The sequence below is a fragment of the Micromonospora sp. CA-263727 genome, from assembly GCF_050942455.1.
Lineage (GTDB): Bacteria > Actinomycetota > Actinomycetes > Mycobacteriales > Micromonosporaceae > Micromonospora.
Window position 1 is genome coordinate 2,690,988 of record NZ_CP192031.1, and the last position, 26,612, is coordinate 2,717,599.

The 26,612-nt window shown below is 70.5% G+C and carries 18 protein-coding genes, 1 tRNA gene and 1 pseudogene; 15 read left to right on the top strand and 5 right to left on the bottom strand.

Features of this window, described 5'->3' with window-relative positions; genetic code table 11:
* Positions 1 to 50 precede the first annotated feature (50 nt).
* On the top strand, positions 51 to 1,790 hold the full coding sequence (locus ACQPYA_RS12155) for a CTP synthase (protein WP_433532704.1): 1,740 nt from the start codon (positions 51 to 53) through the stop codon (positions 1,788 to 1,790).
* 61 nt (positions 1,791 to 1,851) lie between these two features.
* On the top strand, positions 1,852 to 2,457 hold the full coding sequence (locus tag ACQPYA_RS12160; protein WP_433532705.1) for an NUDIX domain-containing protein: 606 nt from the start codon (positions 1,852 to 1,854) through the stop codon (positions 2,455 to 2,457).
* 66 nt (positions 2,458 to 2,523) lie between these two features.
* On the opposite strand, the gene ACQPYA_RS12165 is transcribed toward ACQPYA_RS12160, so the two are convergent.
* On the bottom strand, positions 2,524 to 2,781 hold the full coding sequence (locus ACQPYA_RS12165; protein WP_433532706.1) for an NINE protein: 258 nt from the start codon (positions 2,779 to 2,781) through the stop codon (positions 2,524 to 2,526).
* Between the two features lie 292 nt (positions 2,782 to 3,073).
* Between ACQPYA_RS12165 and ald the strand changes: the two genes are divergently transcribed.
* The 12 genes and pseudogenes from ald (at position 3,074) to ACQPYA_RS12225 (ending at position 21,882) form a co-directional block, all read left to right on the top strand.
* Positions 3,074 to 4,189: an alanine dehydrogenase gene (ald, locus tag ACQPYA_RS12170; RefSeq protein ID WP_433532707.1), complete on the top strand. Its 1,116-nt coding sequence runs from the start codon at positions 3,074 to 3,076 to the stop codon at positions 4,187 to 4,189.
* A complete protein-coding gene (locus tag ACQPYA_RS12175) occupies positions 4,186 to 5,193 on the top strand; it encodes a tyrosine recombinase (protein ID WP_433533482.1) in 1,008 nt (335 codons plus the stop codon). The genes ald and ACQPYA_RS12175 overlap by 4 nt, the downstream gene beginning before the upstream one ends.
* A 235-nt stretch (positions 5,194 to 5,428) precedes the next feature.
* On the top strand, positions 5,429 to 6,352 hold the full coding sequence (locus tag ACQPYA_RS12180; protein ID WP_433532708.1) for a ParA family protein: 924 nt from the start codon (positions 5,429 to 5,431) through the stop codon (positions 6,350 to 6,352).
* A 25-nt stretch (positions 6,353 to 6,377) separates the two neighbouring features.
* Positions 6,378 to 7,515, top strand: a pseudogene (locus ACQPYA_RS12185) (segregation and condensation protein A).
* Complete coding sequence (gene scpB / locus ACQPYA_RS12190) at positions 7,512 to 8,432, top strand: SMC-Scp complex subunit ScpB (RefSeq protein WP_433532709.1); 921 nt, start codon at positions 7,512 to 7,514, stop codon at positions 8,430 to 8,432. Before ACQPYA_RS12185 ends, scpB begins: the two are co-directional and overlap by 4 nt.
* Positions 8,419 to 9,189, top strand: coding sequence for a pseudouridine synthase (locus ACQPYA_RS12195; RefSeq protein WP_433532710.1), 771 nt, complete (start codon positions 8,419 to 8,421; stop codon positions 9,187 to 9,189). The genes scpB and ACQPYA_RS12195 overlap by 14 nt, the downstream gene beginning before the upstream one ends.
* Positions 9,190 to 9,349: 160 nt before the next feature.
* The gene (gene cmk / locus ACQPYA_RS12200) at positions 9,350 to 10,030 is read left to right on the top strand and encodes a (d)CMP kinase (RefSeq protein ID WP_433532711.1); all 681 of its coding nucleotides are present in this window, start codon (positions 9,350 to 9,352) and stop codon (positions 10,028 to 10,030) included.
* Between the two features lie 64 nt (positions 10,031 to 10,094).
* Positions 10,095 to 11,498: a ribosome biogenesis GTPase Der gene (der, locus tag ACQPYA_RS12205; protein ID WP_433532712.1), complete on the top strand. Its 1,404-nt coding sequence runs from the start codon at positions 10,095 to 10,097 to the stop codon at positions 11,496 to 11,498.
* Positions 11,499 to 11,690: 192 nt separating this feature from the next.
* A tRNA-Pro gene (locus ACQPYA_RS12210) sits at positions 11,691 to 11,764 on the top strand.
* Positions 11,765 to 12,291: 527 nt separating this feature from the next.
* Complete coding sequence (locus ACQPYA_RS12215; RefSeq protein ID WP_433532713.1) at positions 12,292 to 13,368, top strand: tyrosine-type recombinase/integrase; 1,077 nt, start codon at positions 12,292 to 12,294, stop codon at positions 13,366 to 13,368.
* A 337-nt stretch (positions 13,369 to 13,705) separates the two neighbouring features.
* On the top strand, positions 13,706 to 16,957 hold the full coding sequence (locus ACQPYA_RS12220; protein WP_433532714.1) for a hypothetical protein: 3,252 nt from the start codon (positions 13,706 to 13,708) through the stop codon (positions 16,955 to 16,957).
* The gene (locus tag ACQPYA_RS12225; protein ID WP_433532715.1) at positions 16,954 to 21,882 is read left to right on the top strand and encodes a DEAD/DEAH box helicase; all 4,929 of its coding nucleotides are present in this window, start codon (positions 16,954 to 16,956) and stop codon (positions 21,880 to 21,882) included. Before ACQPYA_RS12220 ends, ACQPYA_RS12225 begins: the two co-directional genes overlap by 4 nt.
* A gap of 112 nt (positions 21,883 to 21,994) precedes the next feature.
* On the opposite strand, the gene ACQPYA_RS12230 is transcribed toward ACQPYA_RS12225, so the two are convergent.
* The 4 genes from ACQPYA_RS12230 to ACQPYA_RS12245 all read right to left on the bottom strand — a co-directional run bounded on the left by ACQPYA_RS12230 (position 21,995) and on the right by ACQPYA_RS12245 (position 25,449).
* The gene (locus ACQPYA_RS12230; RefSeq protein WP_433532716.1) at positions 21,995 to 22,198 is read right to left on the bottom strand and encodes a hypothetical protein; all 204 of its coding nucleotides are present in this window, start codon (positions 22,196 to 22,198) and stop codon (positions 21,995 to 21,997) included.
* 114 nt (positions 22,199 to 22,312) lie between these two features.
* Positions 22,313 to 22,849 (bottom strand): ISAs1 family transposase, encoded by a 537-nt coding sequence (locus ACQPYA_RS12235; RefSeq protein ID WP_433532717.1) that lies wholly within the window; start codon positions 22,847 to 22,849, stop codon positions 22,313 to 22,315.
* The gene (gene ltrA / locus ACQPYA_RS12240; protein ID WP_433529233.1) at positions 22,842 to 24,410 is read right to left on the bottom strand and encodes a group II intron reverse transcriptase/maturase; all 1,569 of its coding nucleotides are present in this window, start codon (positions 24,408 to 24,410) and stop codon (positions 22,842 to 22,844) included. Before ltrA ends, ACQPYA_RS12235 begins: the two co-directional genes overlap by 8 nt.
* A gap of 604 nt (positions 24,411 to 25,014) precedes the next feature.
* A complete protein-coding gene (locus tag ACQPYA_RS12245; RefSeq protein ID WP_433532718.1) occupies positions 25,015 to 25,449 on the bottom strand; it encodes a transposase family protein in 435 nt (144 codons plus the stop codon).
* Between the two features lie 86 nt (positions 25,450 to 25,535).
* On the opposite strand from ACQPYA_RS12245, the gene ACQPYA_RS12250 reads away from it, so the two are divergent.
* Complete coding sequence (locus ACQPYA_RS12250; protein WP_433532719.1) at positions 25,536 to 25,745, top strand: hypothetical protein; 210 nt, start codon at positions 25,536 to 25,538, stop codon at positions 25,743 to 25,745.
* The last annotated feature ends 867 nt before the right edge of the window (positions 25,746 to 26,612 follow it).

The window sequence follows — 26,612 nt, forward strand, 5'->3', positions numbered from 1 at the left end:
GATCGGCTCGGCGGTCTGCACGACCGCGACGGACGACACGGGAGCAGGCCTTGGCCCCTTCAGCACGGACGACCAGGCACATATTCGTCACCGGGGGCGTCGCCTCCTCGCTGGGTAAGGGGCTGACCGCCTCCAGCCTCGGCAATCTGCTCACCGCGCGAGGGCTTCGCGTGGTGATGCAGAAACTCGACCCGTACCTCAACGTCGACCCGGGAACGATGAACCCCTTCCAGCACGGCGAGGTCTTCGTGACCGAGGACGGCGCGGAGACGGACCTCGACGTCGGCCACTACGAGCGTTTCCTGGACCGGGCGCTCTCCGGCAAGGCGAACGTCACCACCGGCCAGATCTACTCCGACGTGATCGCCAAGGAGCGCCGCGGTGAGTACCTGGGCGACACCGTCCAGGTGATCCCGCACATCACCAACGAGATCAAGTCGCGGATCCTGGCGATGGCCGACCCGGACGACGACGGACGCACCCCGGACGTGGTGATCACCGAGGTCGGCGGCACGGTCGGCGACATCGAGTCGCTGCCGTTCCTGGAGGCGATCCGGCAGGTCCGCCACGACCTGGGCCGGGACAACTGCTTCTACCTGCACGTCTCGCTGGTGCCGTACCTGGCCCCCTCCGGTGAGCTGAAGACCAAGCCGACCCAGCACTCGGTGGCCCAGCTGCGCAACATCGGCATCCAGCCCGACGCCATCGTCTGCCGCTCCGACCGGGACATCCCGGACAAGCTCAAGCACAAGCTGTCCCTCTACTGCGACGTCGACGCCGAGGCGGTCATCGCCGCGCCGGACGCGCCCAGCATCTACGACATCCCGAGGGTGCTGCACCGGGAGGGGCTCGACGCGTACGTGGTGCGCCGGCTCGGGCTCTCCTTCCGCGACGTGGACTGGGGCGGCTGGGACGACCTGCTGGAGCGGGTGCACCAGCCACGGCGCACGGTCACCGTCGCCCTGGTCGGCAAGTACGTCGACCTGCCCGACGCGTACCTGTCGGTCAGCGAGGCGATCCGGGCCGCCGGCTTCGGCCACCGGGCCCGGGTGCAGCTGCGCTGGGTGCCCAGCGACGAGTGCGTGACCCCGGCCGGCGCGGCGGCGGCCCTGGCCGGCGTCGACGGCATCGTCATCCCCGGCGGGTTCGGCGTACGCGGCATCGAAGGCAAGATCGGCACCGCCCGGTACGCCCGGGAGAACGGCATCCCGCTGCTCGGCCTCTGCCTCGGCCTGCAGTGCATGACCATCGAGGTGGCCCGGCACCTGGCCGGCCTGGACGGCGCCAACTCGCTGGAGTTCGACGAGGAGGCCGTGCACCCGGTCATCGCCACCATGGCCGACCAGGAGGAGATCGTCGCCGGCAAGGGCGACCTGGGCGGCACCATGCGGCTCGGCGCGTACCCGGCGGCGCTCGCCGAGGGCTCGATCGTCGCCGAGGCGTACGGCAGCACCGAGGTCAGCGAGCGGCACCGACACCGGTACGAGGTGAACAACGCCTACCGTGACCAGCTGACCAAGGCCGGGCTGCACATCTCGGGCACCTCGCCGGACGGCCGGCTGGTCGAGTTCGTCGAGCTGGACCGCGACCTGCACCCGTTCTTCGTGGCCACCCAGGCGCACCCGGAGCTCAAGAGCCGCCCGACCCGGCCGCACCCGCTCTTCGCCGCCTTCGTCCAGGCCGCGGTGGCGTACTCCCAGGCCGACCAGCTGCCGGTCGACCTCGACGGGGCCACGGTGGAGCGGGTCACCCGCAACGACACCGCCGCGGCGGCGGCCGCCGCGTCGTGAACGGACCGGCTGGGCGAGCGGTGCCGCGCGGCACCGGGACGTGCGCCGCGGCGGTGGTCCGGTGAGCGCGGTCGAGCACCGCTACGAGGTGCGGTCGCGTGAGGTGCGCTACCGCGGCCGGATCTTCGACGTGGTCACCGAGGAGGTGAGCATGCCGGGCGGCGGCACCGCGGTACGCGACCACGTCCGGCATGTCGGGGCGGTGGCGGTGGTGGCGCTGGACGACGCCGGCCAGGTGGTGCTGATCCGCCAGTACCGCCAGCCGGTCGGCCGGCGGCTGTGGGAGCTGCCGGCCGGGTTGACCGATGTGGCCGGCGAGGATCCGGCGGTGACCGCGGCGCGGGAGCTGGCCGAGGAGGTCGACCTCACCGCCGGCCGGTTCGACGTGCTGGTCGACCTGCACAGCTCACCCGGGTTCACCAACGAGCTGGTCCGGGTCTTCCTGGCCCGGGACCTCGGCGAGGTGCCGGCGGCGCAGCGGCACGACCGGCACGACGAGGAGGCCGACCTGCAGATCGTCCGGATCGACCTGGACGAGGCGGTCGGCATGGCGCTGGCCGGCGAGATCACCAACGCGTCCTGCGTGGCCGGGCTGCTCGCCGCCGCCCGGGCCCGCGACGCCGGCTGGTCGGTGCTGCGCCGGCCGGAGACCCCGCTGCCGCGCTGACCGGCGTACGCGAAGCGCAGGGGCCGGGCGGAGAATCCGCCCGGCCCCTGCGCGTGGTTGCACAGATCAGTCGCGCAGCGGGCGGCCCTGCGCGTCGACGCCACCGTTGACCAGGATCAGGATCCCGTCGATGAGGCCCCAGAGAGCGCCGGCGCCGAACGTGCAGACACTCACGACGAGCTGAAGCACGCCGAGCTTGATGTGGCCCGTGTAGAACCGGCCGGCGCCGATGCCGCCCAGCAGGATGCCCAGGACCCCCGCGACGACCTTGCTCTTGTCGGAGACGCCCTGAGGGTGCTCCGGCTGAATAGGAGGAGTAGTCATGAGGCGACACAATAGTGATGCGCCCGATCGGTATCGCACCGGGACGCCCCAAGTGGGACGATGACGAACGAAGAGCGTCCTGCCGGTCGAGGCGGGCGTCACACCGGCGGTCCGGTTCCACACCTGACACATCGTCAGCGCCAGCGGCCACCAGGTGTCACAGTGCAGGCTCCGGCGACGTGCGGTCGCGCCTAGACTGCCGCCGGCGGGACCGGTTGACCGGGGCGGCAAAGGGGCCGCCGCGGCACCGCACACCCGGGGAGAACGGTCCCCGAAGAGAGGTGTCTGCATCGTGAAGGTCGGCATCCCACGCGAGGTCAAGAACCACGAGTACCGCGTGGCGATCACGCCCGCGGGCGTCAACGAGTTCACCCGCGGCGGTCACCAGGTCTTCGTCGAGGCCGGCGCGGGGATCGGGTCGAGCATCACCGACGAGGAGTTCGCCGCGGCCGGCGCCAAGATCCTGGACAGCGCCGACGAGGTGTGGGACGCCGCCGAACTGGTGCTCAAGGTCAAGGAGCCGGTGGCCGAGGAGTACCACCGGATGCGCGACGGGCAGGTGCTCTTCACCTACCTGCACCTGGCCGCCTCCCGGGACTGCACCCAGGCGCTGCTCGACCGCAGGGTCACCGGCATCGCCTACGAGACCGTCGAGCTGCCCGACCGGTCGCTGCCGCTGCTCGCCCCGATGTCCGAGGTGGCCGGCCGGCTCGCCCCGCAGGTCGGCGCCTTCTACCTGATGCGCACCGGCGGTGGCCGGGGCGTGCTGCCCGGCGGCGTCTCCGGCGTCTACGCGGCCAAGACCGTGGTCATCGGCGCCGGCGTCTCCGGCATGAACGCCGCCGCGATCGCCCTCGGCCTCCAGTCCGAGGTGCTGCTGCTGGACAAGAACGTCGGCCGGCTACGGCAGGCCGACGCCATCTACCGCGGTCACCTACAGACCGTCGCCTCCAACGCGTACGAGATCGAGCGGGCGGTGCTGGACGCGGACCTGGTCATCGGCGCGGTGCTGGTGCCCGGCGCGAAGGCCCCGAAGCTGATCTCCAACGAGCTGGTCTCCCGGATGAAGCCCGGCAGCGTGCTGGTCGACATCGCCATCGACCAGGGCGGCTGCTTCGAGGACTCCCGGCCCACCACGCACGCCGACCCGGTCTACCGGGTGCACGACTCGATCTTCTACTGCGTGGCGAACATGCCCGGCGCGGTGCCGAACACCAGCACCTACGCGCTGACCAACGTCACCCTCCCGTACGCCCTGGAACTGGCCAACCACGGCTGGCGCGAGGCGTCGCGCCGCGACCCGGCGCTGGCGCTGGGCCTGAACACCCACGACGGACGCGTCGTCTACGGACCGGTCGCGGAGGCGCACGACCTGCCCACCCTGCCCCTGGCCGAGGTGCTGGCCTGACCGACCAGCCACCGACCGCCGCAGCGGACAGGGCCGACGCGGGCCACCAGCCCGCGCCGGCCCTGCGCCGTGCCGTGCGCGGCTACCTGGACCACCTCACCGTCGAACGTGGACTGGCCGCGAACACGCTCGCGTCGTACCGCCGGGACCTCGAGCGGTACCTCGGCTCGCTGGCCGCCGCCGGGGTGACCGACCTGGCCTCGGTCTCGGCCGGCGAGATCGAACGCCACCTGGCCCGGCTGCGCGCCGGTGGCGGCGGGTATCCGCCGCTCGCCGTCTCCTCGGCCGCCCGCGCCGCCAGCGCCGTCCGCGGCCTGCACCGGTTCGCGCTGCGCGAGGGGCTGGCCGGCGCCGACCCGAGCCGCGACGTGCGACCGCCCACCCCACCCCGCCGGCTGCCCCGCGCGCTGCCGCTCGACGACGTGGTCCGGCTGCTGGAGAGCGCCGGCCCGGTGGAGGCGACCGGGGACGGCGCGCCACTGGCGCTGCGCGACCGGGCCCTGCTGGAGTTCCTGTACGGCACCGGAGCGCGCATCTCCGAGGCCGTCGGCGTCGTCGTGGACGACGTGGACGTCGAGGACGGGGTGGCGCTGCTGCGCGGCAAGGGCGGGCGCAACCGGCTGGTGCCGATCGGCGGGTACGCGCTGCGGGCGCTGGTCGCGTACCTGGTACGGGCCCGACCGGGACTGGCCGCCGCCGGCCGGGGCACCCCGGCGGTCTTCCTCAACTCACGGGGCGGTCCGCTGACCCGGCAGGGCGCCTGGACCATCCTGCGCCGCGCCGCGGCCCGGGCCGGCCTGACCGTGCAGGGGCCGCAGGCCGTCTCACCGCACACGTTGCGTCACTCGTACGCCACGCACCTGCTCGACGGTGGCGCCGACGTGCGGGTGGTGCAGGAACTGCTCGGCCACGCCTCGGTCACCACCACCCAGGTCTACACTCTGGTCACCGTCGAACGGCTGCGTGAGGTCTACGCCACCGCCCACCCGCGGGCGCGGGGCTGACCCGCCGCCGGCCGGCTCCGGTGGCGGGGGTCCGATTCCGCTGGTGCGGGGCGGGCGCCGCTGGTCGGTGCCGTCGGCCGACACGCCGAGCGGGTGCCGAACGCCCTGCTCGCCGGTGGCGTACAGTCGGCATCGGCGCGGCCCTCGCGGCAGGATGACGGGGCGCGCAGCGGCGCCGCTAAGGACGTTGGGCGGCTCCGACGCCGGATGGTCGTCGGGAGGGGGCAACGAGGACATGGCTGGCAACGGTGACCGTGCCGAGACCTGGACGTCGGAGCTCCGCGAACAGCAGAACGCCCTCGGCACGGACCTGGGCCCCGCCGACCCGGCCGCCTACACGATGCGCAAGCCGATCCCCGAGCCGATGCCGACCGACCGGCACGGCCCGGCCCGGATCATCGCGATGGCCAACCAGAAGGGCGGGGTCGGCAAGACCACCACGACCATCAACCTCGGCGCCGCGCTCGCCGAGTACGGCCGCAAGGTGCTGCTGGTCGACTTCGACCCGCAGGGCGCGCTCTCGGTCGGGCTGGGCGTCAACCCGCACAACCTGGACCTGTCGGTCTACAACCTGCTGATGCAGGACGACGTCACCGCCGACGACGTCCTGATCAAGACCGACGTGGCCGGGCTGCACCTGCTGCCGGCCAACATCGACCTCTCCGCCGCCGAGATCCAGCTGGTCAACGAGGTCGCCCGCGAGATGGCCCTGGCCCGGGTGCTCAAGAGCGTCCGCAAGGAGTACGACTACATCCTGATCGACTGCCAGCCGTCGCTCGGCCTGCTGGCGATCAACGCGTTGACCGTCGCGCACGGCGTGCTCATCCCGCTGGAGTGCGAGTTCTTCAGCCTCCGCGGCGTGGCCCTGCTGCTGGACACCATCGACAAGGTACGCGAGCGGCTCAACTTCGACCTGGAGCTTGAGGGCATCCTCGCCACCATGTACGACAGCCGCACCACCCACTGCCGGCAGGTGCTCCAACGGGTGGTGGAGGCGTTCGGCGACAAGGTCTACCAGACGGTGATCACCAAGACCGTCAAGTTCCCCGAGTCCACCGTCGCCGGCGCCCCGATCACCACGCTGGACCCGGCGTCCTCCGGCGCCCGCAACTACCGTCAGCTGGCGCGCGAGGTGATCGCCGCGCAGGCGGAGCGGTAGACCGGTAACCCCAGGTGTCCAGGCCGTGGACTACGGTCGTCGGCGTGAACGCGCCGCCCCTCGACCCGGCCGCCGCGGCGGAGCCCCCGCCCCCGGCGGCTGACTCCACCGCGGCCGACGGGCCGGCGTCACCGGCCGTCGCGGAGGCTGACAGCGGTGACGGCCAGCCGGCCGACGGCGGCGGATTCACCGTACGGCTGGCGAACTTCACCGGGCCGTTCGACCTGCTGCTGCAACTGATCGGCAAACACAAGCTCGACGTCACCGAGGTCGCCCTGCACCAGGTCACCGACGAGTTCATCGCCTACATCCGGGCGATGGGCGACGACTGGGACCTGGACGAGGCGAGCGAGTTCCTGCTCGTCGCCGCCACCCTGCTCGACCTGAAGGCGGCCCGGCTGCTGCCCGCCGCCGAGGTGGAGAACGAGGAGGACCTCGCCCTGCTGGAGGCGCGGGACCTGCTCTTCGCCCGGCTGCTGCAGTACAAGGCGTACAAGGAGGCGGCGGCGCACATCGCCGGGCTGGAGGAGGTCGGCGGGCGACGCTATCCCCGCGCGGTCACCCTGGAAGCCCGCTTCGCCGAGGCGCTGCCGGATCTCGTGCTCGGCATCGGCCCGCAGCGACTGCTCAAGCTGGCCGTCAAGGCGATGACCCCGAAGCCGGTGCCCGAGGTCTCCATCGCCCACGTGCACATGGTGCGGGTCAGCGTCCGGGAACACGCGGAAATCATCGCCGAGCGGCTGCGCCGGGCCGGCGTCGCCACCTTCTCGCTGCTCTGCGCCGACTGCGACGCCACCCTGGAGGTGGTCGCCCGCTTCCTCGCCCTGCTGGAGCTGTACCGGCAGGGCGTGGTGGCCTTCGTCCAGGAGCAGGCCCTGGAGGAGCTGACCGTACGCTGGACCGGTCCCGCCGACGCCAGCCCGACCCTGGCCATCGACGAGTACGCCGGCACCCCACCCGAGCCGACGGATGGGCCCCACCCCGACCCGGTCGTGGGCGAGGCGCTCGCGGGTGACGCGGTCGTGGACGGGCTGGAAACGACGGCGCCAGTCTCGGCGGGACCGGACACAGCGGCGCCGGAGGCGGCGGGCCTGCACGCGACGGCGCTGGACGCGGCGGTCCGCGCGGACGGGACGGGAACGACGGAGGAGCGATCCGGATGAGCAACGAGGAGCGCCGGGATTCGCTGGCCGACCAGGCCGCCGCCTGGATCCCACCCTGGCAACGCAGCCCCGAGCCGTCCGCGGATCTCGGTGCGAAGGTGCCCTCCCAGGGGCAGCCCCATACCAGGGTTTCGACGGACGAGAGCGCGAGCGACGAGCAGGCCGAGGGGCGTGCGGCGGCGGAAGGTGTCGCAGAGCCGGCCGTGGAGCCGGCGGCGGAGACGATCGCTGGTGCCGCGCCGGAGGGGAGTGCCGGGGCGGAGGAGAGTGCCGCGCCGGGGGAGAGTGTCGGGGCGGGGGAAGGGGCTGCGGCGGGGCGCAAGCGGACGGGAGGGCGGGCGCGGGCGCTGCCCGAGCCGCCGCCGGTGCTCGACGACGCGGAGTTGCGCGGCGCGCTGGAGGCGATCCTGCTGGTGGTGGACGAGCCGGTCAGCGAACTGACCCTGGCCCAGGTGCTCGAACAGCCCGCCGAGCGGATCGGCCCGATGCTGGACGAGATCGCCGCCGGCTACACCGCTGCCGGCCACGGCTTCGAGCTGCGCCGGGCGGCTGGCGGCTGGCGGCTCTACACCCGGCCGGAATACGCCACCTACGTCGAACGGTTCGTGCTCGACGGGCAGTCGGTCCGGCTGACCCAGGCCGCGCTGGAGACACTGGCCGTGGTCGCGTACAAGCAGCCGGTGACCCGGTCACGGATCTCCGCCATCCGCGGTGTCAACTGCGACGGGGTCATCCGTACCCTGGTGACCCGAGGGCTGATCGAGGAATGCGGCACCGAGTCGGACAGCGGGGCCTATCTGTACCGGACGAGCACGATGTTCCTGGAGAAGCTCGGTCTGAACAGCCTCGACGACCTGCCGCCCCTGGCCCCGTTCCTCCCCGACGACGTAGAAGAGCTTGCCGATGCCACGCGATAACCGCACCCCCTCCCCGGACGCGCCCGTCTACACCGCCGCCGAACGCCTGCAGAAGGTGCTCGCCGCCGCCGGTGTCGGCTCCCGACGCGCCTGCGAAGACCTGATCTTCCGTCGGCGGGTGACGGTCAACGGGCGGGTGGCGCAGCTCGGCGACAAGGTCGACCCGACCACCGCGGTCATCCACGTCGACGGCGAGCGGCTGGTGGCCGACACCCGGCTGGTGTACCTGGCGATGAACAAGCCACGCGGTGTGGTCTCCACAATGGCCGACGAGAAGGGGCGCACCGCGCTGGCCGACTTCATCGGCAACCGGGTCGAGCAGCGGGTCTACCACGTCGGGCGGCTCGATGCGGACAGCGAGGGCCTGCTGCTGCTCACCAACGACGGCACCCTGGCGCACCGGCTGATGCACCCCTCCTACGGGGTGCCGAAGACGTACCTCTGCGAGGTGTCCGGGCCGATCCCCCGCAACCTCGGCAAGCGGCTCGCGGCCGGCGTCGAGCTGGAGGACGGCCCGGTGACCGTCGACGCGTTCCGGGTGGTGGACAGTCTGGGGCGTACCGCCCAGGTCGAACTGACCCTGCACGAAGGGCGCAAACACATCGTACGACGGCTGCTCGCCGAGGTCGGCCACCCGGTGAGCCGGCTGGTGCGTACCTCCATCGGGCCGATCCGGCTGGGCGACCTGCGCGCCGGGCGCACCCGGCGGCTGACCAACGCGGAGGTCGCCGCCCTGTTCAAGGCCGTGGGTGACTGACCCCGCGGTCGCGGGTACGGCGCAGGGGTAGGCTGCCTGGCGGCCCGGCGGGGGTCGGCAGGCCGTGCGCCGCCGTGCCGGGCATGATTGACGACGTGTGGTCGACCGCTCGCGTCCGCCGACGGGGCGAAACGCGGGGTACGGGCTGAGGAGGACAACGGTGGAGGAAAACGTACCGGCCGGGTGCTGCGTGGTCGCTGTGGACGGGCCGTCCGGTTCGGGTAAGTCCACCGTCTCCCGACGGCTCGCCGCCGGCATCGGCGCCCGCTACCTCGACACCGGCGCGATGTACCGGGCGATCACCTGGGCGGTGCTGCGCTCCGGGGTCGACCTCACCGACGCGGAGGCGGTGGCCAAGGTCGCCGGCGAGGTCGACCTGCGCATCGGCACCGACCCCGCCGGGTACGGGGTGACCGCCGACGGGGTCGGCATCGACGCCGAGATCCGTGGATCCGAGGTGACCGGGGCGGTCTCCGCCGTGGCCGCCGTGCCGGCGGTGCGGGCGCTGCTGGTGGCCCGGCAACGGGACATGATCGCCAAGGCGGGCCGGATGGTGGTCGAGGGCCGCGACATCGGTTCCGTGGTGGCCCCCGACGCCGACCTGAAGGTCTACCTCACCGCCTCGGCGGCGGCGCGCGCCGCCCGGCGCAGCGCCGAGAACGCCGCCGACGTGGCCGCCACCGCCGCCGACCTGGCCCGCCGCGACCAACTGGACTCGACCCGCAAGGCCGACCCGCTGGCCCAGGCGGCCGACGCCGTCGTGCTGGACACCACCGAGCTGGGCATCGACGAGGTCGTGGCGCGGCTGCGGGCGCTGCTCACCGAGCGGGGCGTGGCGTGACCGAGCGAACCATCCGGCGCGGCGGCGTGCTCTGCGTCGCCGGCCAGCGAAACGAGGCGTGGGCGTGAGCGACAACGACGGTTGGGTGGAACTGCGGGAACCGGACCTGGACACCGAGGAAACGACCGGCCCGCAGCCGGTGGTGGCCGTGGTCGGCCGCCCCAACGTCGGCAAGTCCACGCTGGTCAACCGGATCATCGGTCGCCGTCAGGCGGTGGTCGAGGACGTTCCCGGGGTGACCCGGGACCGGATCCCGTACGACGCGCAGTGGTCCGGTCGGGCGTTCACCGTGGTGGACACCGGCGGCTGGGAGCCGGACGCGAAGGACCGCGCGGCGGCGATCGCCGCGCAGGCCGAGGCGGCCGTCGTCACCGCCGACGTGGTGCTGTTCGTGGTCGACGCGATGGTGGGCTCCACCGACGTCGACGAGGCGGCGGTGAAGATGCTGCGCCGCAGCGCCAAACCGGTGATCCTGGTGGCCAACAAGGCCGACAACACCAACATCGAGCTGGAGGCCACCTCGCTGTGGTCGCTCGGCCTCGGCGAGCCGCACCCGGTGTCGGCGCTGCACGGGCGGGGCTCCGGCGACCTGCTCGACGCCATCCTGGCGGCGCTGCCCGAGGCGCCGAAGGTGGTGGAATACCGCCCGCGCGGCCCGCGCCGGGTGGCCCTGGTGGGCCGGCCGAACGTCGGCAAGTCCAGCCTGCTGAACCGCTTTTCCGGCGAGGAACGCGCGGTGGTCGACGCGGTCGCCGGCACCACCGTCGACCCGGTGGACAGCCTGGTCTCCATCGGCGGCGAAACCTGGCACCTGGTGGACACGGCCGGGCTGCGCAAGCGGGTCGGCAAGGCCAGCGGCACCGAGTACTACGCCAGCCTGCGTACCGCCTCGGCGATCGAGGCCGCCGAGGTGGCGGTGGTGCTGCTCGACTCCAGCGAGCCGATCAGCGAGCAGGACCAGCGGATCCTGTCGATGGTCACCGAGGCCGGTCGGGCGCTGGTGATCGCCTTCAACAAGTGGGACCTGGTCGACACGGACCGCCGGTACTACCTGGACAAGGAGATCGACCGGGAACTGCGGCGGATCCCGTGGGCGCTGCGGCTGAACCTGTCGGCGAAGACCGGCCGGGCGGTGGACAAGCTCGCCGCCGCGCTGCACCGGGCGCTGGCCAGCTGGGAGACGCGGATCCCCACCGCGCAGCTCAACGCGTGGCTCACCGCCCTGGTCCAGGCCACCCCGCACCCGGTACGCGGGGGACGGGCACCGCGGATCCTCTTCGCCACCCAGGCCGGTGTGGCCCCGCCGCGGTTCGTGCTCTTCACCACCGGTCCGCTGGACGCCGGCTATCAGCGTTTCGTCGAGCGCAAACTCCGCGAGGAGTTCGGCTTCGAGGGCAGCCCGATCGAGATCTCGGTACGCCCGCGTAAGAAGCTCGGCCCCGGCGGCCGAGGCAAAGCACACGGCTGACCGCCCCGCCCTGCCCGTGCCCTGCCCCGCTCCACGACCGACGCGCCACCCGCAGAACCCCAGCCTCCTAGGACGCCCTGGCGGGGGGGTGTGGGTGGTCATGCTCGATCGCGAGGGAGGGGCCTCTGCGGCGGGCGGGAGATCCTGCGCTAAGCTGTACCGGCTGTCGCGGGCAAGGCCGTGCGATGGCATCGGGACGTGGCGCAGTTTGGTAGCGCACTTGACTGGGGGTCAAGGGGTCGTCGGTTCGAATCCGGCCGTCCCGACTTTGAGGAAAGGCCAGCTCGGCTGGCCTTTTTTGTTCATGCCTATGGATGTTTTGATCGGCTTTTGACACGTGATTTTGCCCGTACGAGCGTACGGTCTGAGGTCGATCGCCGTCCTGCCTGCGCCCAGGCGAAGAGTGCGTGTGGCTTGGCGGCACCCGGTGTGACGGAGCTCGATAGAGATCCGCGATAGCGGTGAAGGCCGCTTGAGCAGGCGTAACGGCCTTGGTTCTCTGCGATGCGGGCTGGAGCCTTCCTGCGTCTCTGGCACCGCGGCCCGGAAGGGCATGGCCTCAGGTCTCGACATTCGTCCGTTGTGGATGATCCTGACACACCTTCGACACGGATGTCCGTACGGTGACGTCGGTGTTTCACGCCGCCGGTCACGATCGACCCCGCATCGGATGGGCGGTCGCTTGTGTTCTGCGGCGGGCAGCTGGTCCGTCGTGTCGGCGGGTTACGGGGTTCCCATGGCTGGGGTAGGCCTCCAGTGCTGGAGGTGACTGCCAGGCGGTGGGGAGGTCGTCGTGGTCGATGGTGGTGTGATCGTTCGGGATCCGGTCGCCGGGTTGTACGGGTTCCGGTTGGAGATGGGACGCGACCGTAACGGCGCGCGGATGCAGGCCCGTCGGACGGGGTTCGTGACGGAGAAGGCAGCGCTGGCCGAGTATCGCCGGCTCAGCCGGCAACGTGATGCGCGGACGGTCCGGCCGAGGCTTACCGACACCGTCGAAACCCTCTGCCAGGACTGGCTTCGTGCCCGTGAGCAGGAGCTGCAGCCGAACACTCTCTACAACTACACGTGGCTGCTCAGCCTGATCTACCCCTACCTGGGCACGGTGCGAGGCTCGCGGCTCAGCGCCAGGATGACCGAGCGCGCCTACCGCCAACTGGAAGCGGCCGGCTACTCCCGCACCACCCTGCGCACCCTCGACCTCGTACTGACCAAGGCATACGGCGAGCAGACCGGCTTGACCCTCGGCGCGCACCGGCCACGCGAAAGCGACACCCTGCGGCCTGTCTGGACCCTCACCGAAGCCCGCCGCTTCCTCGACCACGTCCACCATGACCGGCTCTACCCGCTGTGGCGGCTGCTGCTGGTCACCGGCCTACGACGCGGTGAACTGTGCGGCCTGCAGTGGCGCGACCTGGAACCGGACCTGGCCACCCTCACCGTCCGCCGGCAACGCGTCGTCGAAGACCCGGCCAGCCGAGTGCGCGACAAGCCACCCAAGTCCCACAACAGCACCCGAACCCTCATCCTTGATCCGGTGACCCTCAAGACCCTCACCTCTACGATGCCGGCTGCCGGTTCGCGGTATATGTTCACCGGCCGCACTGGCCTACCCCTGCGGCCCGACAACGTCACCAGCCGCTTCAACCACCTCGCCACCCGCGCCGGAGTCCGCCCCATCGGACCCCACCAGATCCGGCACCTGCTCGCCTCCACCTACCTCGACGCCGGATACGGCATCCACGAAGTCGCCGAACGACTCGGCCACGACCCAGGCACCCTCATGCGCTACTACACCCGCGTCAACGCCACCCGCCGCCAACAAGCCACCGAACACATCGCCCAACTTCTCACCGAACCGTCGGAGTAGATACAAGACCGCGTTGACGAGGTCTAATCAATGCGTTGGGAAGCCGTGGACGACGCGGGCATCGCACTGCGATCGCTACTCGAGCGGGCCAGCCCGACTCCCCCTGAGTGGGGCGACGTTCGACCTGACCTGCCCGCCGTCGTGGCCGAGTGGGCCTGCCTTGCTGACTGATCGGGCGGGGTGGATGCCAAGGCGTTCGAATTGTCTTGAATCCACCGCAGCTCGCTTGCATAGTCGCCGTACGGCGTCGACCCCAGTTCAGATGAGGGAGATCGTGTCACACGCATCCGAGGTACTTCGTCTCCGGGAAGCTGAGTGGGCGCCAGCCCTGCGTGCGGTGTCGCTCGTCGCCGAGATTGACGCGCCGGAGGACCATGCCAAAGAGGTCATCCGTGCCCTGGGACGGGTCTTTTGGTACACCGCGCCCCTCGACCGGCAGCGGCTGCTCACCCGTCACTATCCCGCGTGCCTGGTCGTCGGCCTGGCCGGGATCGGTGCCGTCGGCTACGAGCAGGGCGACTACTGGAGCGCCGTCCACAACGAGGCGCCGAGTCAGGTTGACCAGACGCTGTGGGGAAGGGCCTTCCGCGCCAACCTCGACCACTTCCGCCTGGCCCGGTTTCATGGTCTGCCGCAGGTCAACGTCGGTGAGATCCTCATGCACGCCGGAATCCCCGCATACTGCCTCGGCGATCTGCTGAATCTCCTTCTGCAACGCCAGTCCCGCGAGCCCGGACTCACCGGTGAGGGCTTCCTCGCCTGGGCGCTCGCGCCCGGACGCGAGTCGCGCCTGAGCGGGACCGATAAACCGGCGCAGCGGTTCCTCCAGCGCGGCGATGACTACGCTGCGGACCTCATCGACCGCTGCCTCGACCTTCTAGAGCGGTTGCGGCAGCCGGGGTTTACCGCCGACGGACTCGGACTCTCCCCACATCTGGTTGCCAAGGCCCACGCGCTCGCAGAGGCGGATCAGCTCGACTGGACCGGCAGCTCAGAGCGCGCGGGATCAGCTGACGCGGCGGCGGCGCAGCAGCGTCCTCACCTGGAATTGGAGCCGTTCGGTCGGGGCCTGCTGGTGTGGCTGCCGCCGATTCACGACGCACTGGACGGTCGTGTCATGTGGCGGTTGCGTTCTGACGGCCAGGTTGAGTCGGTCGTCAGCCAGTCGCGTTGGCCGGGCACGCGCGAGACGGCCCCCGCAACAGCGGTGGCCATCACGCGCCCCGCCCGCCAGGTGGCGGTCGAGCCGGCTGGCTACGACCAGGAGTACGAACTGGACGTGGTCGACCCGCGCGACCCCCTGTTGGTCTTTACTGAGGACGGTCGACGGGTGCCGGCAACCTCCGGTCTCCCGCCTGAGCCGGTCTGGTTGCTGTATCCGCAGGAAGGCGATGGCGGTGGGCCGCTCGAACTGCGGTTCGAGGGCGACCTGCTCGACACGTACGAAGTTCCGGCGCCGTACGGCTGGCTCGGCTGGGCGCTGCGCCGTGCTGATCTTCGCCAGGTGTCCCAGCTGCGGCTGGGGGATGGGACGCCCCGCCGGGTCAAGGGTGCCCGCCGCGCCCAACTGCAGCTCGCCCAGCCGTTGCCCGGGATGAGCAGCCTAGTCGGCGCGCCGGTCGTTGCTACGGCACCGCGATTGACCCTGCCGACCGATCCCGGCGTGACCACCGAATGGTCGATCCGGATCCGCCGGCCCGGCTCCGGCCAGCTTCTGCACACCGAGAGCCTGTCGGTGGGCCACGACACGGCGGTCGACCCGTGGCGGCATCTGGTCCGTCCCCTGGTCGGCGCGTACGAGATCACCGTCCGGGGTCCGCTCGGCCGAGGCCTGGTCCGCACGCTGGAGTTCGCCGAAGGGCTGTCCGCCAGGTCCAACCCCTCCTGGCGGAAAATCACGGCGGACGGGCTGGAACCGGCCACCGTGCGGGCCGACGCCACCCTGCCCGGCCTATCGGTCACGCCCGCGATGACTGATTTGGGCCCCGCCGATACCGCTGCCGAGCTGCAGCTCGACAGCCCGGCCGGCGCGGCCACCGTACGGATCACGCCCGCCCACATGGCGATTCAGCGGCTGGGCGGCGATAGCCGCGGCGAATGGTGCCTGCAGCCACTGCGTCTGGACACCGAGACGATCGGCGAGGGTGAACTGCTGGTGCGGCTGCCGCGGGCGGCGGACGCACGGCTGATCGTCCGGTCCGGGGGCCGTGAGCTGCAAACCGTTCCGTCGGGAGCGACCTATGGGCAGCCGATGGCCCGGTTTCGGCTCGCGGCCATCGCCGACACGGTCGGCGCACACGGGCTCGCCCAGCTCGACGTCCGCTTTGACGGGCAGGACTTCCCGGTAGCGCGCTGCGTACCTCGACGCCTCGCCAGCGCGGTGCACATCGAGGGCGGCCGGCTGGTGCTGGTCGACGGCGTGCGGGCCGAGGGGCTGACGGCCGCGCTGTACCAGGTGTACGCGCCGTGGCAACCGCCGTACCTCGCACGCATCAGCGCGGACCTGGTCAGTGACCAGCTCCCCTCGCGGGTCACGGCGGCGGGGCCCCTCGTGGCACTGCTGCGCATCGAGGATCCGTGGTTGCCGTCGGACTGGCCAGAGTGGCCCGGCCGCGACAACGCCTTCGACCTCGCCGAGCTGACGTGGCAGCCGACCGGCCAGGACCCGGCGGGTGAGGCGGTCTCGGCGTACCTGGCCGGAGCAAGTGCCCTGCCCGACCGACCGGACATCGCGCCGCTGCTGTTCGACCTCTACCCGCGCGCGGACGACCTTCATGCCCGAGGTGTCACGGCCAACATTCGGGGCGCCGCAGCGCTCCTTCGCCCGCATCCCGCCGCCGCGCTGGCCGCGCTCACCAAGCACCGCGCCTCGGCTGACCAAGTGGTCGCACCCCTGGTGCACTCCGGTCTGATCGCCCTGCCTCCCGACAGGTACGTCAGTGCAGCCGACGAGGCGCGGCTATGGACGGCGAGCCCGCTGGCGGCAATGCTCGCCTCGGCTTACCGGCTGCCCGGCATCGCCTTTCAAGCCGATCTGCGGGAACAGATCGCCTCGGTCTGCGGGGAGGTGGCCGCGCACCTGCTCGCCGGCGGCCCCGATCCGTACGAGACGGTCGGCAGGTTCGACCAGTCGGCCGAGGTGTTCGCGTTGCTGCCGGCCGAGGAACGCGACCGGGTGTGGCGGGCGATGCGCGTCGTTCCCGGCGGCCTGCTCGACGCCGACGAACGGATGGTTGCGGCCCGCCACCTGTTCGAGGTACGGGTGAGGCCTGGCCTGGGACGGCTCTCCAGCAGCGCGGAGGGGCTGCTGCGCGCCCTGCAGAAGCCCTTGGCCGAGTGTGGCGGGCCGCGGGTGGTAGCGGCGGTGCAGGCCCGCAACCCCACTCGAGGATGGCTCGCTCTCCCCGCACTGTCGCTGGCGTTCGCCTTCGTGGCGCGGCTGGCCGCCCGAGGGCACACGGCCCCGGCCGGACTGCTACCACGAACCCTGCCCCCGCACGCGACGCTCGCCCGCAGCGCGCCGCGCCTTGTGGCCATCGACCTACTCCTCGCGGAATTCCTCCTGACCGGAGCCGGAGCAGCCGAATGATCCTCGACCCCCTCGCCACCAGCGACGCGATCGTCTCCACCTACCGGCGCTATCTTCGTTCCCTCGTGGAGCCAAAGGATCCCCGGCTCGCGGCCGCGCTCGACACTGCGATCGGCGAGGCGATCAACCAGGAGATCACCAAGGGGCCGCTGCTCGAGGCGACCCCGCCCTACGTCCCCAGCACCACGCCCCGGCAGCTCATCGACGCGGGCGTACTCCATCCCGGCATCGCCAGTTTGAGTGCCGGGCTGGCCATGGACCGTCCGCTCTACCAACACCAGGAGCGGGCGATCCGGAAGGCAACCGCAGGGCGCAACATCGTCGTCGCCACCGGCACCGGATCCGGCAAGACCGAGAGCTTTCTCATCCCCATCCTGAGCCAGCTGATGGCCGAACGTGCGGCGGGCACCCTCGGGCCCGGCGTGCGGGCGCTGCTGCTGTACCCGATGAACGCGCTGGCCAACGATCAGATGAAGCGGCTGCGGGGCCTGCTGGCCGAGGCACCGGAGATCACCTTTGGCCGCTACACGGGTGAGACCCACCGCAGCCGCCGGGAGGCCGCTGAGGTCTTCGAGCAGCAGAACCCTGGCGAGCAGCCGCTGCCCAACGAACTGCTCGGCCGGGAGGAGATGCAGCAGCGACCGCCGCACTTCCTGCTGACCAACTACGCCATGCTCGAATACCTGCTGCTGCGGCCCTTGGACATGGACCTGTTCGAGGGTGAGCACGCCGGGCACTGGCAGTTCATCGTCGTCGACGAGGCGCACGTCTACGACGGGGCTCGCGGGGCCGAGCTGGCGATGCTGCTGCGCCGACTTGTCGATCGGGTGGATTCGGGCCGGCCGGTGCAGTGCATCGCGACGAGCGCGACCGTCGGGCACGACATGGGAGCCGTGGTCGACTTCGCTGCCTCCCTCTTCCCTGTCCCGTTCGAGTACGACCCCGCGGATGAGGCGAGGCAGGACGTCGTCACCGCCGACCGGGTCCAGCTGCCGCCGGGACCCGAGTGGGGACCCCTGGCCGCCACGGCGTACGAGAAGCTGCTCAACGCGCCGGACCCCGCCGGCGCCGTCGTGGCCCTCGCCCGTCAGCACGGGTACGCCGGGGACGACCCCGCCGAGGCGCTGGCGTACGAGCAGCGCGTTCGCCGGCTCAAGGCGCTGCTCGCGCACGGGCCGATACCGCTGCACGAGGTAGCCCAGGCACTGTTCCCTGGTAGCGGAGCACCCGAGACCGCCTCGATGGTCGCCTTGGCCAACAGCGTGCACGACGAGGCCGGCACTCCGGTGCTCTCCGCCCGCTACCACCTCTTCGCCCGCGCGACGGAAGGCGCTTTCGCCTGCCTCGGAGCCAACGGGCCGCACGTCAGTCTGACCCGGCACGAGCGCTGCGGACGGTGCGGCGACGCCGCCTTCGAGTTCGGCACCTGCCGCCGCTGCGGCACCGTCTACCTGATGGGCACCCTAGAGCGGGTCGGCACCTTCACCGTGTTCCGGTCCCGCCGCTCCCGCGACGAGCAGCAGGTATGGATGGCGCTGGTCGACGAAGTGGCGACCGACGAGGACGAGGAGATGTTCAGCGGTGCTGCCCAGGCCACCGGGGAGCTGGGCGTGCTGTGCACCCGCTGCGGGGTGTTCCAGATCGGAAAGGCGGCCAACTGCCCGCGCTGCCCGGACGGCGCCATGCGGGCCGTACGTTTCCTACGGCAGCGCAGCGACGAACTCACGGCATGCCTCGCGTGCGGGGGACGCGGAGCTGGTCTGATCCGGCTCTTCGCCAGCGGCAACGAAGCCTCCGCCTCGGTCCTGGCGACCGCCCTCTATCAGAAGCTGCCCGTGGCCTCCGATCCCATCCAGCAGGGCCTGCGAGGCGGCGGGCGCAAGCTGCTGCTGTTCAGCGACAGCCGGCAGTCAGCGGCGTACTTCGCGCCCTACCTTGAAGACTCCTACGAGCGGATGCAGCGCCGACGGCTGCTTCACGAGGGCGCCGTCGCCGCCGCAGCAGGCGGTGACGAAGTACGCCTCGAAGACGTCGTCTACCACACATCCCGGGCCGCTGACCGTTACGGCATCTTCGAACGCCGGCAGAGCCGACAGGCGCGGGAACGGCAGGTCGCCCTCTGGGCGCAGGTGGAAGCCGTCGGCGTCGACGAACGCAACTCACTGGAAGGCAGGGGACTTGTCGCCTGGGACATGTCCCGCGACCCCGCCTGGCGACCACCCCAGCCACTGCTTGCCCTCGGCCTTACCGACGAGGAAGCCTGGGCGCTGCTCGCCGAACTGATCCGCTCGATCCGACTCCAGGGCGCCGTCGCTGCCCTCGACGGCGTGGACCCCCACGACGAGGCGTTCCAGCCACGGCTCGGCCCGATCTACGTACGTGGCACCGGCTCCGATCCGCGCCGCAAGGTGCTCAGCTGGTTGCCGACCCGGGGGACCAACCGACGGGCCGACTTCGTGACCCGCGTGCTCGCCCGGCTCAATCGGCAGACGGACCCGACCCAGCTGCTGGAAGGCGTGTGGCGCCTGCTGACCAAGGGACCACAGGCCGAGTGGCTGATCGCTGGCACCGAAGCCGGCATCGGACAGGTTCACCAGCTCGACTCCGCCCTGATCACCTGCACGCCCACGGCCAGCGGTCTGGCCATGTGGCAGTGCGGCAGGTGCCGCAAGCTCACCCCGTTCAACGTCCGCGCCACCTGCCCCACCATGGCCTGCACCGGCGACCTCGAATCCTGGACGCCTCCTGCTGTGGACACCGACCCGGACCACTACCGCAACGTCTACCGGGACATGAACCCGGTGCCGCTGCGCGTACTCGAACACACCGCCCAGTGGACCAGCGAACGAGCCGCCGAAATCCAGCAGCAGTTCGTCCGCGGCGAAGTCAACGCCCTCTCCTGCTCCACCACGTTCGAACTCGGCGTCGACGTCGGTGAGCTACAAGCCGTCATGCTGCGCAACATGCCACCGACCACCGCCAACTACGTCCAGCGAGCCGGTCGGGCCGGCCGCCGAACCGATTCAGCCGCGCTCGTGCTCACCTATGCCCAGCGCCGCTCGCATGACCTCTCCCGCTTTGCCGAGCCCGACCGGATGATCGCCGGAGAGGTACGGGCGCCGTACGTGCCCCTGACCAACGTGCGGATCGATCGGCGGCATGGCCACTCCGTCGCGCTCGCTGCATTCTTCCGGCACCAGTTCCGGACCCACGGCACCATCTGGCGTACGGCAGGGGAGTTCTTCCTGCCAGGTGACGACGGGATCGCCCCGGTCACATTGGTCCGCGACTTCCTCAACCCGGTCCCTCCACAGGTCACCGACTCGCTGCGGCAGGTGCTGCCGGCCGAGGTGCGCGACATCATCGGCGTCGACTCCGAAGGGTGGGTCGAGCACCTGACTGAACTGCTGGAATCGGTCCGGGCCGAGTTGCAGCAGGATGTCGACACGTACGAGCAGAAGCGGCAGGAGGCCTTCGCCGCTCGCCAGGACGACAAGGCCGCGCGGTACGGCCGCGTGATGAACACGATCATTCGCCGCGAACTGCTCGGGCTGCTCGCCAACCGAAACGTTCTGCCAAAGTACGGATTTCCCGTCGACACCGTCGAGCTGCGGCTGGCCTTCGCGGACGCCTCCATCGCCAAGCAACTAGAGCTTGCCAGAGACCTCTCGTCGGCCATCTACGAGTACGCACCCGGTGCGGAGGTCGTCGCCGGGGGACTGGTCTGGCAGTCGGCTGGCCTGTACCGGCTGCCCGGGCGTGACCTTGAGCAACGCTACTACGCGGTGTGCGACGGATGCGGCCACTACCGTGACTCGATCGACCGCCTCGACCAGGAGTGCCCGGCCTGCGGCACCGCCCTCGTCGGCGTACCCCGTCAGTACGCCATTCCCGTCTTCGGGTTCGTCGCGGCACGCGGTACCGGCCGGCGACCTACCAGTGCGCCGCGTCGGGCATGGCACGGCGCAACCCATGTCGTGTCGCCCGGCGCCGAACTCTACGCGGACAAGTTGGACCTCGCCGGAGGCGCGATCACCGTCCGGGCCGGTGCCCGGGGTGAGCTGGTGGCAATCAGCGACGGTGCGATGGGACGCGGCTTCCTCGTCTGCGCGACTTGCGGCTTCGCCGGCCGGGCCATCGACGGTCGAGTTGATCACCAGAGCCCGCTTAGCGGCCGTGAGTGCCGTGGCCGCATGGAAAACCTGTCGCTGGCCCACAAATATCAGACGGACGTCCTCGACCTGAGCTTCGACGGTGCGGTCGTAATTGGAGTCGAGGACAACGCCTGGCGATCGGTCGCCTACGCACTGGTGGAGGGGGCGGTGCGCGCGCTCGAGATCTCTCGCGACGACATCGACGCGACGGTCTACCGAACCGACGCTGGCCGCAGCGTGATCATGCTGTATGACACCGTGCCTGGAGGAGCCGGCCACGTCCGGCGCATCGCGGAGCGGCTGCGCGACGTACTCGACCATGCCCTGCAGCGGGTCCGCGACTGTGAATGCGGCCCGGAAACCAGCTGCTACCGCTGCTTGCGGGTGTTCCCCAACGAGCGCTACCACGAGCAGCTACGCCGTGGTGTGGCGGCGGACGTGCTCAGCCGCCTCCTCGGCAAGCGCGACCAGGCGTCCCTCGGGGCGCTACGGGTCTCGCTCGCCGACGTCAGGCCCGCACTCACCGCGACTCGCCGATTCCTGGTGACGGAGGCACCCGGCGAGGTCTTCGAGCCAGTCACCTCCGGGCAACTCGACCTATACGAAGGTCGTGTTGTCCTCGCCCGCCGTGACGGCGACGCTGCGGTAGGGCGGCTCTGGCTCCGCCGCGATGACCACAGCGTGGTCGGGGCGGGACTGCAGTCGATAGCCGGAGCGCGGTTGGATGACGGTGCAGACGACCTCATGTTGATCGGCGTTGCCGTGTGGTGATGTGAGGCTGACGGTTCCGCATACCCCTTCGTGGTCTTGAAGTGGGCATGGACTGGCCGAGGCCGGCCAGGGTTTGCTCGTCGCCTGGCGCTGGGCGGGGCGCGGGGCAGGGCTATTGCGTTGTCGGGTAACTGCTGGTCACGGCGATGATCAGGTCGTGTGATCGGCGGTTGGCTTGGCGGGTGGCCCGGGCGATGTTGGTCGCTCCGGTGGTGCGGTGCCAGCCGATCGCGGTGTTACGCAGCGTTGCGATGACGGCGGGTCCGTTGCCTGTCCGGGCCTGGTGGAGGTCTTCACGGAACGTCACGTCGCGCACGTGGTGGATCTTGTTTTCGATGTGCCAGTGTCGGCGGATCCAGCTCTGCAGGTCGACCGGCTGGCTTGGCCGGCGGGTAGTGACACGGTCAGGTAGGCGGTCTCGCGGCTGGTCCTACCAGCGACGATGCGGGTTCGGGTGATGCGCACGGCCTGCTGGGCGTGTGGGAACGCGATGCCGCCGGGGGTGGCGACGGTGACGGTTGACGGTGCGGGTCTCACGGCGGCCGTGACCACGGTCGCGAGTTCGGTCACCGACCGGGATCTGCGCCCAGGGAAGCCGTTTGAGCTGTTTGAACAGGGTCGGCTGGTTGGCCTTCACCTGCACGAGCAGGTGTGCTCGGCGGGCGGTGACCTCGTCGGCGTGACCGGTCTGGGTGTGCAGGGCGTCGGTGATGAACAGCACCCCGGCCAGGGAGCCGAGCACCTGTTCGACGGCGTCGAGCAGCGGCGCGAACGACGTGATCTCATTGCTCTTCGCGTCCACGGTGACCTGGGCGAGCACGATCCCGGTGGTGGTGTCCAGGGCGGACAGCAGATGCGTCTGCCGGCCGTCGGGCAGGCGTGCGCCGTCGGGTAGCCCCGGCGCATTGCTGCGCCGGGGCCCCCTCAGAACCGGACGTGCGACTTTCACCGCATCCGGCTCAAGCAAGTCCCGTGGGCGGTCGCAGGGTGTAAGGCGCGGGGCCTGGTGCTGCGGGTGTGTCCGGTGGCAGTCGGCGTCGTCGTCGCTGTCGCCAGTAGTAGGTCAGGGCCGGGTCGTCCGGAGACGCGTCGGCGTTGACCATCTGGTGTCGGCGGATGGGCGTCCAGGACAAGCGGGTCAGGCAGGCGCCGGTGTCCCGGTCGCCGAAGAGCCATCGGTCTTGCCTGGTCGGGTGGAACCGCCCGAAGTAGCGGTTCACGATCCATCGGTAGGACTTCGTCTCGTGCCGGTGTCGGGCCCACTTGAGCATCGTCCAGACGAGCGTGGAGTCGATGTCGTTGAAGACCTTCTTGGACACGACCGTGCGGTAGTACGCGGCCCAGCCCCGCAGGACCGGGTTGAGTCTGCTGATCACGGCGATCGCGTTCGCGCCGTAGAGGTTGCGGACCTCGGTCCGCAGCCGGGCGCGGAACCGCTTGACGGCCGCTTTCGACGGTGTGATCAGCAGTTTCCCGGGATTGCGGTAGTGGCGGACGGTGAAGCCGAGGAAGTCGAACCCGTCGGACAAGTGCACGATGCGTGTCTTGTCCTCGTTGAACGCCAATCCTCGCGGCGCCAGCCACTGGACGAGGCGTTGCTTGACCTGTTCGGCCTGCTCCCGGGTGGAGCAGAGCGCGACCAGGTCGTCGGCGTATCTGACCACGACCGGGGTTCCGGGCACCGACCAGCCCCGATGCGACGGGGTGGTCTGCTGCCGGGCCCCGGCTGCTGTCTCGATCCCGTGCAGGGCAATGTTCATCAGCAGTGGGCTGATCACTCCGCCCTGCGGGGTGCCCTCCTCGGTCGGGGCGTACTGCCGGTTCTCGACCACACCCGCTTTGAGCCACCGGGCGACGGGTTCCCTGGCGGGGAATCCGTGCAGGTGGCCCAGGAGCCGGTCATGGTCGATCCGGTCGAACGCCGCTGTCAGGTCCGCGTCGAGGACCCATGCCCGCTTCGGGTTCTTGCCCTTGCAGACGGCGAAAATCGCCTCGATCGCGTCATGACACCCCCGGCCGGGCCGGAAGCCGTAGCTCCTCGACTCGAACCGTGCCTCCCATTCAGGCTCCAGCGCGTTCAGCACCACGGCTTGCGCCGCCCGGTCGGCGATCACGGGGATACCGAGCGGACGCCGTTTGCCGTTGGCCTTCGGGATGTAGATCCGGCGGACGGGCCGGGCCATCGGTCGACACCCGCGCTGCTGGACCCAGCGGGCGAGATCCACCCGCTCGGGACCGGTCAGCGCGGTCCGGCCGTCGACCCCTGCTGTCGCTCGCCCCTGGTTGACCTGCGCGACCCGGCGCGCACTGAGTAACGCGTTTGCCCGGGATCGCAGCATCAACCGTTGCAGACTACGTACCTTGCGGTGCGCTCTTGCCTGCGACGCCGTGAAGATCCGCTGGCGCAGCCGTCGTACTTCCTCCTCCGCCTGGGTCCAGTTCACCTGGTCCCAGTCGTCGGGAAAGCCCTGCGCTCCGTTCACCGCCGAAACAGCGGCGTCCAACGTCCCCGCAGGCGCTGACGTCATGCCCATCACCATCTCCACAGACTCACCTGACCCGCGTGGGCTCCCTCTCGGGCCGGGCACCACCGCACCAACGACACGGCGCTGCCCGTATCCGGTCGGTTCGGCACCACACGGCCAGGAGGCGGCCGCACCCTGTGATGCCCTTCCCGTCGCCTTTCGGCATCCCGGCCTTCGCTTCTCGGGCCATCCTGTTCCCGGCCAGGACTTCCGCCTTCCTCACGGTCGGCCTACCAGCCGTTGAAGCTGGACCTGGACGGGGTTTCCACGTTCCGCATGCATGAGACACGCACGGATAGGGCGCCCTCTGTACCCCGGGGACGATGGTGCTCACCCAGCAGCGCTACGTTCCACCGCCGGCATCCGCCGCTTCTCAACGGCCAGTCCCTGATCTCGGCCCGGTCCCACTTCCCTCCACCCGGACCTTCAAGATGACGAGGCATCAACCAAGGGTTCACTCACGTTCGCCCGCCCGTCCTTCTCCTCACCCGTAGCCCCCGGAAGGAACGAGGACCCTTCGGCTTGAACCCTGGGCTCCGCACCCCGCAGTCACCCGCGACGCACGCCAGGGAGGAGACCGGCCACCAAGCACGGACCGGGGATCACGTCACCACAACGGCACCTCCTCCACCGTGATCCACTCAACACATGCGACCTCGTGTCGCACACGCAGGGTCTTGCCGTCGATGGCGATCACCGTGCGGTACCGCCTCGGCGCGGTCACCTCGGCGGGAGTGCGGGTACGCAGCCAGCTGGCCAGGACAGTGCCGAGCAGCGTGTCGTCCAGGCGCGTCAGCAGACGCCAGATCGTGCTGCCGACCGGCACTCCTGCGGTGAACACGAGCTGTTCCTGGGCACCTTCGTCCAGGTCGTGCAGCCAATCCGTGATCGCGGCGAACGACGACGCCCCGGCCATGACGGCACAGACCGCCACCGCCAGTGGCGGGGTCAGCGGGTACCGCACGCCTCGTGGGTCGCGTGGATCAGGAACAGCGGCGAGCGCGTGCAGCAGCCCGCCGTGTTCACCGTCGGTGACTGGCACTGCCTCGGCGATGCAGGCGGGTGCTGCTACGGCCAGTGCAGGGATGAGAGATGATGCCATCGGCGGGTGGGGTCTTCCTCGGAGTCATGAAGCGTCGCAACTCCATGATCACCGATGCGGCCTCACCCGCTTCCTACGCCTCCATAGAGGCCGAACTCGTCTCGAAACTCCTGGTCAACGGCCCGTTGGCCGACTATGCAATCGCCCTGGGGCGCAGGGGCATTGCCATGCTCGAAGTGGGGGAGAGCTTCGGCTGTTTCGGCGGTTTGGCGCTCCGCGCGGGTTGCGGTCATTGAGCCTCCGCCGCAGACGCGCTCCGGCTCAGGATGGCCGTAGGCCGTTCGCGGCCGCGGGCGCCGAGGGCGGTGGCGGTAGGCTGTCCTGTTTGCCATCGCCCCAGGCAAGCCGAGCAGTCCGCCGCCCGGCCACCGCGTCGGGCGAGGATCGCATCGCGTTGAAGTTGAACAAGGTTGCCCGCAGCTCCTCCTGCTGCTGGCGGGAGAGCCACCGCGCCGGGCGAGGCTCGCAACCTCACGTAGCTGTCGATGCCGACCAGCCACAGCGAAAACGCTGCGCCCGGCAACGCGTTGGGTGAGGATTGCGAGATGGTCATTTCGTCTGGGGTGCAGCTGTCGGTGGCCCGGCTGCTCCTGGCCGCTGAGCCCAGTGAGGATGGTAGCTGGGTGAGGGCTCGACCGGTGCGATCGTGCTGGTTGACTTGCGGAGCCTGGATACCTCGCCGGCATTGTCTTGAAGCGGCGGCTGCCGTACTACCGCACGAGGCAATACGTGTGAACTGGGGCTATTTCGATAACCGCTGTCGGTCATGTGACACCTTCTGCACTCTGGACAGAGAGGGTTTCGGCCGCATGATCGGTTCGTGTATACCCGGACCAGCGCTCTCGCTCTTGTCGCGCTCGGCGTCGCCGGATGCGGCGGCAGCCAGCCCAATACACCCGCGCGCCGGCCGCAGTGGGCGCCAGCACGGCTCCCGTAGCTTCCGCCTCAGCCCCGGCCGCGCGGCTTGATGCGAAGACCGTCCTCGACAAGCTGGCCAACGCGGATGTTGGCCTGACCAAGGGCGCCGTGCAGGACGAAGACACGGATCCCAACGACCTTCTTGGCCGCCTCAACGGCTACACGTCCCGGGCCGCCGGCGACCT